At 44.2% G+C, this 10,781-nt stretch carries 13 protein-coding genes; 8 read left to right on the forward strand and 5 right to left on the reverse strand.

The genetic code is table 11. The annotated features are described in order from the left end of the window. The first annotated feature begins 116 nt into the window (after positions 1-116). The 6 genes from K2P83_RS13230 to K2P83_RS13255 all read left to right on the forward strand — a co-directional run bounded on the left by K2P83_RS13230 (position 117) and on the right by K2P83_RS13255 (position 3,720). Complete coding sequence (locus tag K2P83_RS13230; protein WP_292929939.1) at positions 117-530, forward strand: response regulator; 414 nt, start codon at positions 117-119, stop codon at positions 528-530. Beyond that, on the forward strand, positions 508-915 hold the full coding sequence (locus K2P83_RS13235) for a response regulator (RefSeq protein WP_292929941.1): 408 nt from the start codon (positions 508-510) through the stop codon (positions 913-915). The genes K2P83_RS13230 and K2P83_RS13235 overlap by 23 nt, the downstream gene beginning before the upstream one ends. A gap of 175 nt (positions 916-1,090) precedes the next feature. Continuing rightward, the gene (locus K2P83_RS13240) at positions 1,091-1,516 is read left to right on the forward strand and encodes a tyrosine-type recombinase/integrase (RefSeq protein WP_292929943.1); all 426 of its coding nucleotides are present in this window, start codon (positions 1,091-1,093) and stop codon (positions 1,514-1,516) included. Between the two features lie 6 nt (positions 1,517-1,522). Beyond that, a complete protein-coding gene (locus tag K2P83_RS13245; protein WP_292929945.1) occupies positions 1,523-1,687 on the forward strand; it encodes a hypothetical protein in 165 nt (54 codons plus the stop codon). Positions 1,688-2,127: 440 nt separating this feature from the next. Further along, positions 2,128-3,111 (forward strand): DUF4365 domain-containing protein, encoded by a 984-nt coding sequence (locus K2P83_RS13250; RefSeq protein ID WP_292929947.1) that lies wholly within the window; start codon positions 2,128-2,130, stop codon positions 3,109-3,111. Positions 3,112-3,561: 450 nt separating this feature from the next. Beyond that, complete coding sequence (locus K2P83_RS13255; protein WP_292929949.1) at positions 3,562-3,720, forward strand: hypothetical protein; 159 nt, start codon at positions 3,562-3,564, stop codon at positions 3,718-3,720. A gap of 71 nt (positions 3,721-3,791) precedes the next feature. Here the strand turns inward: K2P83_RS13255 and K2P83_RS13260 are convergent, their stop codons facing one another. The 3 genes from K2P83_RS13260 to K2P83_RS13270 form a co-directional block, all read right to left on the reverse strand. Continuing rightward, positions 3,792-4,043, reverse strand: coding sequence for a hypothetical protein (locus tag K2P83_RS13260; RefSeq protein ID WP_292929951.1), 252 nt, complete (start codon positions 4,041-4,043; stop codon positions 3,792-3,794). A 535-nt stretch (positions 4,044-4,578) separates the two neighbouring features. Next, positions 4,579-5,283, reverse strand: a complete 705-nt coding sequence (locus K2P83_RS13265; RefSeq protein WP_292929953.1) for a glutaredoxin — start codon at positions 5,281-5,283, stop codon at positions 4,579-4,581. Between the two features lie 141 nt (positions 5,284-5,424). Next, a complete protein-coding gene (locus K2P83_RS13270) occupies positions 5,425-7,167 on the reverse strand; it encodes a thiamine pyrophosphate-dependent enzyme (protein ID WP_292929955.1) in 1,743 nt (580 codons plus the stop codon). Between the two features lie 373 nt (positions 7,168-7,540). Here K2P83_RS13270 and smbP point away from each other — a divergent pair, with 373 nt between their 5' ends. Both smbP and K2P83_RS13280 read left to right on the forward strand, forming a co-directional pair. After that, positions 7,541-7,873, forward strand: coding sequence for a small metal-binding protein SmbP (gene smbP / locus K2P83_RS13275; protein ID WP_292929957.1), 333 nt, complete (start codon positions 7,541-7,543; stop codon positions 7,871-7,873). A gap of 184 nt (positions 7,874-8,057) precedes the next feature. Next, positions 8,058-9,230 carry a type III PLP-dependent enzyme gene (locus K2P83_RS13280; RefSeq protein WP_292929959.1) on the forward strand — a complete coding sequence of 391 codons (1,173 nt, stop codon included), beginning with the start codon at positions 8,058-8,060 and terminating at the stop codon, positions 9,228-9,230. Positions 9,231-9,394: 164 nt separating this feature from the next. Here K2P83_RS13280 and K2P83_RS13285 read toward each other — a convergent pair whose 3' ends face one another. Both K2P83_RS13285 and K2P83_RS13290 read right to left on the reverse strand, forming a co-directional pair. Further along, positions 9,395-9,778 (reverse strand): VOC family protein, encoded by a 384-nt coding sequence (locus K2P83_RS13285; protein ID WP_292929962.1) that lies wholly within the window; start codon positions 9,776-9,778, stop codon positions 9,395-9,397. A 181-nt stretch (positions 9,779-9,959) separates the two neighbouring features. Next, positions 9,960-10,511, reverse strand: a complete 552-nt coding sequence (locus K2P83_RS13290; RefSeq protein ID WP_292929964.1) for an acyloxyacyl hydrolase — start codon at positions 10,509-10,511, stop codon at positions 9,960-9,962. Positions 10,512-10,781 lie beyond the last annotated feature (270 nt).

The following is a 10,781-nucleotide window of genomic DNA, read 5'->3' on the forward strand; positions in this document are numbered from 1 at the left end:
GCAGTCCTCCCTCTATAAATTTCTGCACTGTTCATGTCGTTGATGTCACATCATTTGACATAGCGTGATCGAATAAAAGAATTTTCTTAGTAGCAAAAATATAAAGGGCTGACATTATGGTGCAACTACAGAACAGACTCCGCATTCTCATCGTGGACGATTCCATTTCCATTCGTAGCGTTCTGCGCGCGTTACTCAATAACGATGACTATGAGGTTGTAGGGGAACTTGGCAATGGTGTAAAACTTCTCGCCACCATCGCCAAGCTAAATCCGCATATCATTTGTCTTGATAACAATCTGCCTGATACCGATGGTCTTTCGCTTCTGAATAAAATTCAGGTGACATACCCACACATCGCCGTGGTCATGATCACTGGCAGTAATAATCTCGAGCTGGAGCATATCGCAGCCGAAGCGGGTACCGCCGGTTTTATCTACAAACCCTTTTCGCAAGAACAAATTATTAAGGTGTTGCAAAAAGTAGCCCACGCGCAGCGCGCTGTTAATGATTGCCTCCAGGAAAAATAATCCTTTCGAGGATAAACCTTATCGCGCCAGGGCAGTGATTGCCGATGACAGCGTGACACTGCGCCGACTGCTGACGGCAATTCTGACGCACATGGGGGTTGAAGTGGTCGGCGAAGCGTATGATGGCAAGCAAGCCGCCGAACTGGTGTCAGAGCACAAACCAGATATTGCATGCCTGGATTTCGAAATGCCAGTGATGAACGGTTTAGAAGCATTGAAAATCATACACAATCAGAATGCTTCAACTAAGGTCGTCATGATTACCGCTTTAGCCAGCCGTGAATTATTTATTCGGGCAACAAACGCCGGAGCGAAGGGATACATCATCAAACCATTTCATCCGGATAAAGTAACACAAAATATTTCACGCATACTTGCGGGCTAACACCAACACAGGAAGGCTCGCTGTATCTGGCTGAATATACCCGCCGAATCTTTGATTAAACAACCCTTTCAAACACATAATACTTAAAGAACGCCCACTCATCAATGATGCAGGGTGTCAATAAGAAAAGCGCATACACCAAGATTATCATCCGGCGCAATAATAATTGCGCCGGATGGACTGGCAAGATGTTGATCTTGAACAAAGCCGGATATTTGTTAAAACCGCTTGTGTCCGTGGTCAATTGAAAGACACCAAAACAAAATCAGGAAAACGGGAAGTCACACTTCAACCGCAAGCCAGAGAAGCTCTACTCAATCAACAAACCTACACCGGAAAGCTCAATGAAACCGTTTTTCATGATCCCCGCACTGGCAAAGCATGGAAAAACGATCAGCCTATACGTAAAAATGTTTGGACTCCGGCACTGAAAAAAGCTGGCATTGAATACCGCAATCCTTACCAAACTCGCCATACCTTCGCATCAACACTACTTTCAAGAGGCGAAAATCCGCTTTGGGTTGCGCAGCAAATGGGGTATAAAGATTGGGGGCAGATCATCAAGATCTATGGACAATGGATTCCGCAATCAACCAAGTAATTGATTATGAAAATTGAGCAAATCAATACAGAAAATGACTACCAAGAAGCATTAAAGGAAGTTGAAATATTAATGGCAGCCAAACTCAATACTCCAGAAGGCGAGAGACTGTATAAATTGATAACACTAATTGAAGCTTACGAACAGAAACAATTTCATATCGATATCTAATCACACTGAAACCAATATATTGCTACAGCTATCCGAGGGATTTGTATTAGCACTTTTTATTAAAAAATAAAGCACCCCGCCAAAACGGCGAGGTATTAAGTGCGCTCTTCAAGCTGCTGGTTTTTAACCAGCTTACGCCCCAATGGGCGAGAAATTAACCCCGGCAGAAATTAAACAAATATGTTACCAATGTTTTGGCAAAACAGATAAATTTTGCAGTTAAAATTTAATCATATTTATTCTTTCAGTGTTGCGTTGAATAAAGGGGCTGAATTCAACCTAACTGCTTAAAATTATGATCACAAAACCATATGCTGCTCTATTTGAGTGTTAAATACAGCTTGCAAACTGACCTAACACCACAATTTTTTGCTTTTTATCCAAGCAAAAAATAAATATAGACAGGGTATATAATTAATTTTTCTATTTCATTAAAATCTGTGAATAAAAAGCAAAGATCGTTAAATCAAATAAAAGAAGACATATCTATTCGCGTATTGCGTGAGAAGCTGCCTCAAGAATGGGTTGTACATAGTTACGGCGCTGACTATGGCATCGATTGCGTTATTGAGCTTTTTGATTTCGTAGATGAAGATAAAAAAATTGCAGAAACTTTAGGTGAGAATTTTTTTGTTCAATTAAAAGCATCGGATTGTATTAAATATACAAAAAGGAAAGCTTACGGCAGAGGCAATGTCGCCAAAGGTACATTATCGATAAACAAAAAAGATCTTATAGAAATTTCTGTTGCGAAGTTTCAATTGGACATGTCGGATATATTGACTATTCAATCGATAGGCATTGCGATTCCAGTCTTGCTTATTTTGATTGATACAAATACAGAAAGGGCCTTCTTTATGTGTCTAAATGACTATATTGATAAAGTGCTAATCCCTGAAGACCCCCATTATGCCTCTAAAGGTTCGAAAATCATTTATATTCCGACAGATAATGAAATAATAAACGAAAAAGATGCCCTGGTTCCGTTAAGAGCTTATGGAAAGCGATCAAAAATGTATGGTGCGTTTGCTTTATTCAGCTATCAGCTCAAAGAAATTTGGAGAATCCAAGGTCGAGCAGCTGCGCCTCATAAAACTTCTCTAGATCAAGCAGTGAACATGATAAAGACTTTCATTGATATTTCTATGAAGCAGGATATCTGGTCTGGTCATGAGTTTTGGGAACCTATCGGACGGAGCTTTGCTGAGTTATCAGAGCTTAAGATTAAGCTAGAAAAAGGCGTGAAGGATGAAGATTACGAACAACTTCTGTATTATTGTTCCGACTATATTTGGCATAGGCTTACGAACTTGGCCAATATGTATGAGGAGTTAGTACGGGAGTGGTTTATGCCAACCTATTTGGCTCAACTCACATCATACCCTGATAAATCTGACAGAAATGAGGTACATGAAAAAACCTAACAATCGCAGATACCGGAACAAAGTTCCCGCTGCGCTCCAATTGTGTCCCTACTGCGGATGTTATCCGCAAATGGAACATTGATAGAGTTCTCTGTGAAGATTGAACCAGATGAATATGGCTACACTGGTAGTGAGTGTCCAGAAAGTAAAAATTTAACCTCAAAATTTTACTAGCCTTGATGCTTTAATTAAATGTGTTTAAACTGATTTCTTAAAATTCTCGAAGCCTATTGAATAGTTTTAGAATGACACAAAAACAGCAGAGGCAAACGCTAAATGATTGATATATCAAAACGAGACCAAGGTTCGATTCCCGCCGCCATTTGAAATCCCAACCCTGATCGGTTGGGATTTTTTTTCCCGGAGCACCAATGTGCTCTACCGTACCGATTGAATATGGACATATATAGCATGATGAGAACTCATCAACTCATAATGAGGGCTGCTGCTATGACTTTCCATGAAGATAACAATAGCGTGACCGAATCAAGTAATCAGAACTTCTATTACCCAAAAATTGCATACCCGGAAGATATTCCACTGCTTGAAGCTTATGATGCGCAAAGCTTCACGTTGTCGGATGGCATGTTTCATATCGAAGAACTATAGCGTTCTTATCTCTCTGTATGTGGGGAAACGAACCGACCTAAAAAACGCCGTCAGACATAATACAAACTCATTCATAGCGCATAAAGGATTAATATCATGACTCCATTTAATAAAATATCACTACCCCTTATTGTCAGTGCTGTTTTCGTTTTGAGCACACCCGCAGTTGCACAGACCTCGTTGCCATCGAATACTACTGAAAATACGGATTCAGCACAAAAATCACAATCTAGCTCAAAACAGAACACCACCCCTGCTGCACCCAATCTAAATAACCCTGCGATGGTTAACCCAAACGATCCTACAGGGGTAAACTCAAACATTCCTAGCTCTCCTGGGATTCCCCCCAGTAGCGCACCGGGAATGAATTCAGGAAATCCTTCTAGTCCAAGCCCAACTAGCGGTCAATAATGTTTCTTATCTTAACAGGCCGTTGAAAAACGTTTTCGAGGTAGTCGATGCAAGGCAAAAACAGGCGAAAAAGCGCAGTTTATGCTTAATAAATGAGCATTTTGAGTCTGTTTTTAACACCGCAGCGGCAACGCAGATAGTTTTTCAACGGCCTGTTAAATTGACAAAGCCCAGTTATCGTAAACGCTACGAGACAAAAGCGATAACTGAGAGGACAATTACTCGGGGAAGTAAATTGATCCTGTTCAAGATGTCCAATTGCATTAGTACAAACTTCACCATTGTCTAAAAATTGATTAGTTTTCTACATTTATACTAACTTTAAGGAACCTCTGAACTGTCATTTCGAGCATAGCGAGAAATCTATGCTGTTGATTGCCAAAGATTCCTCACTGCATTCGGAATGACAAATGCGAGTTATCCAGAGCTTCCTTAATATCTCTTTTTCTAAATCTGAGCTGTCAATACCCACGCACCCATAAATGCCATCATCGCATTTTCAGAGAAACTGACTGCTCCAAGTGGTACTTTAGAGTTACCGCCAATGCAGGCACAGTTTAAATCGGTTTTATCGATATAAATTGCTTTAAAAATTGAAACACCGCCGGTGATACCGACGAATAAGGATAACCACCCTGTAATATACAAATACTGCGGCGCTAAAAAACCCAGCCCGGCAATTAATTCGGCAAAGGGATAGACTTTTCCATAAAACGGCAAGGATTTGGTGATTAAATCATATTTTTTAAAGCCTTCTACAAAACTATCCAGATCCATCAACTTAAGACACGCCAATAGACACAAGGAATACCCCATAAAACTATACATGATGTTTTGAGTGAATATTGCCATGAGCAAAGCAACACTAAAAAGTGCGATGACAGGAACGTATGACGTCTCTTCCGGCTCGTGATCAGCTTTTACATCATAGTGGTTTGCCAACTCTGAATATCCGCCAATTCGTTCACCATTTAAAAATATTTGCGGAGTGGTATCAATTCCCCACTTTGTTTTGAAGTCTTCCTCTTCCTTCACAGAGTTAAAGACATGATCATTGAAATCTACGCCATGCTCATCAAGTAATTTGACCGCTTTCTTGCCCCATGGGCAGCTTTCTTTCCGGAACACTTCGTTTGAGATTTTCTCACTCATTTCTGGCTCCTATTTTCGGATCGATTGGAATTGATTTACATCTCGTCTTAGCAACCCAAACTTTCTGCGTCGCCGCTGCTGGGTTAAAGGCAATCGGCCAAATGAATTCTGCGCAGCATTGAGAGTTACTTAATTGGTATATCACAGATCTCGGATATATTTGATATTGGTCCTAAACGCATCCCAGGCTTCGTCCATCCGGCCTCCCAGCGCCAGCTTCGCCTGTGACTGTATATAACGGGACATTACCCCGACTGATGTATGGGGTGGCAGAGTCGGCACATGCGGATTGGTAAACACATCGACTAAAGCCGGGCCATTGTGTAACAACGCTTCTTGGAGAGTATTTTCCAGCTTGTCTGGATCAGTGACCAAATAACCTCGGATACCGCAAGCCTCAGCCACCATCGCAAAATCGGGATTGATCATCTTAGTCTGCCAGTCGGGCAAACCTGCTACCTGCATCTCCAGTTCGACCATGCCCAGACTATGATTGTTAAAAACAATCAGTTTTATCGGCAGGTTATATTGGGCAATCGTCATCAGATCACCCATAAGCATCGAAATACCTCCGTCGCCACAAAATGCGATGACTTGACGCTCGGGTGAGTGCAGCGCGGCGCCGATAGATTGCGGCATCGCATTGGCCATGGATCCGTGCGAAAAACTACCCATCAGCGTGCGCTTTCCGCTGCCGTGCAGATAGCGTGCAGCCCACACCGTGCTCATGCCGGTATCCGTAGTGAAGATGGCATCGTTATCGGCTAGACGATCAATCATAGCGGCGACAAATTCGGGTTTGATCAAGTTTTCCTCGCCGGGATCTGCGGCATGCACGTGAAGATCTTCCTCCACTTCGGCGTAGTCAGCCAAACAGGCATTGAGAAAGCGGTCATCAGTTTTGGGTGTAATTAACGGTAGTAACGTCCGTAACGTTGGGCCGATGTCGCCGCACAGACCCATGTGCAATGCAACTCGCCGTCCAAGCCGTTCTGGCTTGGTGTCGATCTGTACGATTTTAATCGAGCTATCGAGAAATTCCTTCCACGGAAAATCGCTGCCGAGCATGAGCAACAGCTTGCCACCGGTAATGGCACGGGCACCGGCTTTGTTGCCAAGCAAACCCGTCAGTCCGACAGCGTGAGGATTATCGTATTCCAACGTCATCTTGGCCTTAAGCGTATAAGCCATCGGAGCCTTGAGAAGGCGGGCCAATTCAATTACCTCTGCACGAGCATCAGCACAGCCAACGCCTGCATAAATGCCAATGTCCTCGGAACTATTAATCAATTCCGCCAATAGCTGAATCTCAGCATCGGAAGGGGTCATAACCGGCTGTGGCCGATACAAGTCAGCACACAGCGCGTCTTCCTCGGCGTTACACGTCATTAGATCACCAGGAAAAGCGCACACCCCCACACCCTTACGATTCCATGCGTGCTGAAGCGCCTGCTGCAACATTCGCGGCAATTGCGGAGGTGTCGTCGCCACCTCATTGTAATGACTGCATCCGTCGAACATGTTCAGATCGGTGGATTGAAAGCTTTCAGTACCGTAATCCTCAGAGGTGATAGTCGAGGCTAATGCTAGTACCGGAGCCCCCCACCGATGGGCATCATAGAGTCCGTTGATCAAGTGAACATGGCCCGGCCCGGAGCTGCCAGCGCAGCAACCCATTCCGCCAAGCACGCCTTCAGCCATCGCAGCATAGGCGCCGACTTCTTCATGACGGACGTGAATCCAGTCAATACTGCCATCTCGGCGTAGCGCATCGTTAAAGAAATTCAGGCTATCGCCAGTGACGCCATAAATGCGACGAATACCAGCAGCCTTGAGCATTTCAACCAATTGTTCGGCGACGGTGCGGCCCATGGGATTTTCCATAAAGTGATGTAGTTATTCATGCACAGAATCAAACAAATTCTTTATATAAACAATAAGTAAGCAAGTTCAATGTAATTCATGAAAAATACTAAAAAATATCTTGCAAGATATCTGCCGTATACATTTCATGTTTCACGGTCAATACCATAACCTGACAATTGAATACTTAATTTAAATATTAAAATAAAAGAGTTGAGTTTTCTGTTCGTTATCGTACATAACACATTCAGGATATGCGGAGCTATCCAAACATTATCATTGTTCGTTACCGAACAGACTGGTAATGCTTTTACACCTATCTTTATAAATGGCGATTGGAGGCATTATTCACTGCTCCGATCATCGTTTAAATTAAACATTACTGGAGTAATAAATGAACAAAAAAACTATTATCATCTATGCAAGCATTCTTATCATGGCCCTTTTCTCATTTGGCGCAGTTGCGGGGCAAGGTCATTTAGACGAAGCAATTCAGCACGCTGAGGCTGCGGTCACATCAACCGATGGAAAAGCTTTAGCCAAACATGCACAAGAGGCTAAAACCCACGCGAAAGCCGCCAAAAACGATAAAACCGATGCCAAGCACGTAGATGAAGGGATTAAATGTTTAGATGCGGCGATTAAAGAAGGTAATGAGGGAAATTTAGATGCAGCTAAGAAAGAAGCGACAGATGCTGTGAATCATTTTAAACAAGCTGCAAAATAATCCAATAAGCTCCGATACTATAAAAAACAGTGGCTAACAATCCACTGTTTTTTATATTCTTATACCCCTAATCCTTAAAATAACCAGAATTTCCAATTGCAATAACAGCCAGATACCCTGTAAGATCATCCGCGCTGTACCCCATGTCACCCCCGAACACCCTACTTGGAGAATCCATCAGCCAATGTCCGACACAGCGGTTACAGTTTACGATTATTTCGATAAGACCACTTGGGGGCGAATCAAAGCCTTCTCCGACACGCATGAGACGCCGTTTCTGGTTGTCGATCTCGCGACGATCGATCGCCAATACGATGAGATGCTGCGGCATTTTCCATACGCGCGCGCCTACTACGCGGTCAAAGCCAATCCGGCACCGCAAGTCCTGACATTGCTCAGAGACAAAGGTGCGTGCTTTGACATCGCGTCGACATACGAACTTGACAAGGTGCTCGCACTTGGCGTGACGCCCGATCGAATCAGTTTCGGTAATACGATCAAGAAAACCAAGGACATCCGCACCTTCTACCAGAAGGGTGTGCGCATGTTCGCAACCGATTCCGAAGCGGATTTGCGCAATATTGCGAAGGCTGCACCCGGTTCGCGCATCTATGCCCGTATCCTGACAGAAGGCACATTAACCGCAGACTGGCCGCTGTCGCGCAAATTCGGCTGCGAGAGTGATATGGCTATGGATCTATTGATCCTCGCACGCGATCTCGGTCTCGAGCCATACGGCGTATCGTTCCACGTCGGCTCGCAACAGCGTGAAATCGGTGCTTGGGACGCGGCACTCGGCAAGGTGAAAGTGATCTTCAATCGCTTGTGGGAAGAAGACCGCATCAAACTGAAGATGATCAACATGGGCGGTGGATTTCCGGCCAACTATTTGCAACGCACGAACGAACTCGCGATCTACGCCGAAGAGATTACGCGATTCCTGCACGAAGATTTCATGGATGAAATGCCGGAAATCATCATCGAACCGGGCCGTTCAATGGTCTCAAATGCCGGCGTACTTGTGAGCGAAGTCGTCCTAATCGCGCGCAAATCGCGCACAGCGTTGCATCGATGGGTGTATACCGATGTCGGAAAGTTCACCGGGTTGATCGAGACGCTGGACGAATCGATCAAGTATCCGATCTACACCGAGAAGAACGGCGAGCTCGAAAACACGATCATCGCCGGGCCGACGTGCGACAGCGCAGATATCATGTACGAGAACTATAAGTACGGATTGCCGCTGAATCTCGCAACCGGCGATCGACTGTATTGGCTATCGACCGGCGCCTACACGACGACATACAGCTCGGTGGAGTTCAACGGCTTTCCGCCGTTGAAGGATTACTACATCTAACAGACTGCTAACGCAGAAACGAATGTTTTCTAAGGAGTCTTTTAATCCACCTTCGTCATTCCGAACGTAGCGAGACTCTTCGAGGATCAATAGTATAAATTCCCGTCATGCTCGAAGTGATAGTTATTCGGAGATTCCCCAAATGGCGTTAGTGCGGATTATGGTTAGTGGATCGGTATAACATAGTCGACCGTCAGCAGTTCCAGCAAATGCCCGTTCGAGTCACGGAAATAAACCCCGCGGCCGCCATAGTTGTGATTGATACTCATATTATCAGCCTCACTGGGTCCGCTGCCATATTTAATATCCTCGGATTTTAAGCGTTCGAATATTTCGTCAAATTCCTGCTCGGAAACTTTGAATGCATAGTGATTGGATTCAAACTGATCCCTACTATCAAAATCCAAACACAACGTATCATTTACCCGTACCACGATGAAACGTGAAAATTCGCCGACATATTCAAAACCGAATAATTTGCAATAGAATTCGGCAGATTCGACATTATTAAAGCAAGGCACAATCGTGTGATTCAGTGTTATAGCCATAAACTTCTCCTTCGAAAAACATCTATTAAGAGTCAAGGAGATTTCTCAGAAATTTCTCAAAAATTCAGAGATACACTGAATTATTTGATAAAACACCCCACTCAAGCACATAACGCCTAATGAACGCTCACTCATCCATGATGTAGGGTATCAATAAGCGAAGCGCATTACACCAAGATTACTAAAATCGGTAACCGAAACGTCCGCCCAAGGTATCCATGCCTTCATTGGAACTCGCAAGATAGGCATTCGAAACGTGATCAAAGTACACGGATAATGAGCTTTTGGCAGTGAGGCGATAGCCGATTTCGACCGGAATGTGAAACAGCACTCGTGATCCGAGCGCTTTGCGGTCATTGTGCTGAAGATGGAGTTTGCCGTCATGAATCGCTCCGCCCAAACCAATACCAAAAAACATACCGCTCGCGTGCTCATATTGCCAGCGAAGGCCGGAGTAAAGCTTGGACGTATCACCGTTGGTATTTACCGACCCACCCAAAGCGGGACGAACGGTTCCACCCAAAAATTTAATATGCGGTGAAAAAATACCTTCCAGATTCAGATCAACACCGCTCTCGCGACGAAAACCACTCCACAAATCCCCCGTGTCATGGTGAAGCACGCCGAACTTAACCTCGTGCAGCCAAGCAGATACCCTCCGCTCATCCGCGACTGCAGCGGATGAAATCACACAACCCAAGCAACAAACCAATAGTTTAATCTGTGTACGCATGATCAACCCCTCCCGTTAAGATCCTGATGATTACTTTATGGGCACCTCTAACAATTCAAAGTTCTAAACAACACACGGCACGAACAAAAAATGATTTGGAAACTTCATCAAGAATTGGGTATTCCTGCTTAATCTCTGATCAAACAGCCTGCTCAAGCATAGAACGCTGAATGAACGTTCACCCATCCATGATGTAGGGTGTCAATAGGCGAAGCGCATTACACCAAGATTACCATTCGGCGCAATTTAAATTGCGCCCTACTGGACTCA

Origin of the sequence: Nitrosomonas sp. (assembly GCF_019752415.1) — a bacterium.
Taxonomy (GTDB): domain Bacteria; phylum Pseudomonadota; class Gammaproteobacteria; order Burkholderiales; family Nitrosomonadaceae; genus Nitrosomonas.

Bases quoted from the DNA above. Each gene is read 5' to 3' on its own strand.
- K2P83_RS13240 (WP_292929943.1), top strand. From the start codon at position 1,091: ATGGACTGGCAAGATGTTGATCTTGAACAAAGCCGGATATTTGTTAAA.
- K2P83_RS13280 (WP_292929959.1), top strand. From the start codon at position 8,058: ATGTCCGACACAGCGGTTACAGTTTACGATTATTTCGATAAGACCACT.
- K2P83_RS13260 (WP_292929951.1), bottom strand. From the start codon at position 4,043: ATGTTTGAGTTTACCCCTGTAGGATCGTTTGGGTTAACCATCGCAGGG.
- K2P83_RS13270 (WP_292929955.1), bottom strand. From the start codon at position 7,167: ATGGAAAATCCCATGGGCCGCACCGTCGCCGAACAATTGGTTGAAATG.
- K2P83_RS13255 (WP_292929949.1), top strand. From the start codon at position 3,562: ATGACTTTCCATGAAGATAACAATAGCGTGACCGAATCAAGTAATCAG.
- K2P83_RS13245 (WP_292929945.1), top strand. From the start codon at position 1,523: ATGAAAATTGAGCAAATCAATACAGAAAATGACTACCAAGAAGCATTA.
- K2P83_RS13285 (WP_292929962.1), bottom strand. From the start codon at position 9,778: ATGGCTATAACACTGAATCACACGATTGTGCCTTGCTTTAATAATGTC.
- K2P83_RS13290 (WP_292929964.1), bottom strand. From the start codon at position 10,511: ATGCGTACACAGATTAAACTATTGGTTTGTTGCTTGGGTTGTGTGATT.
- smbP (WP_292929957.1), top strand. From the start codon at position 7,541: ATGAACAAAAAAACTATTATCATCTATGCAAGCATTCTTATCATGGCC.
- K2P83_RS13230 (WP_292929939.1), top strand. From the start codon at position 117: ATGGTGCAACTACAGAACAGACTCCGCATTCTCATCGTGGACGATTCC.
- K2P83_RS13235 (WP_292929941.1), top strand. From the start codon at position 508: ATGATTGCCTCCAGGAAAAATAATCCTTTCGAGGATAAACCTTATCGC.
- K2P83_RS13265 (WP_292929953.1), bottom strand. From the start codon at position 5,283: ATGAGTGAGAAAATCTCAAACGAAGTGTTCCGGAAAGAAAGCTGCCCA.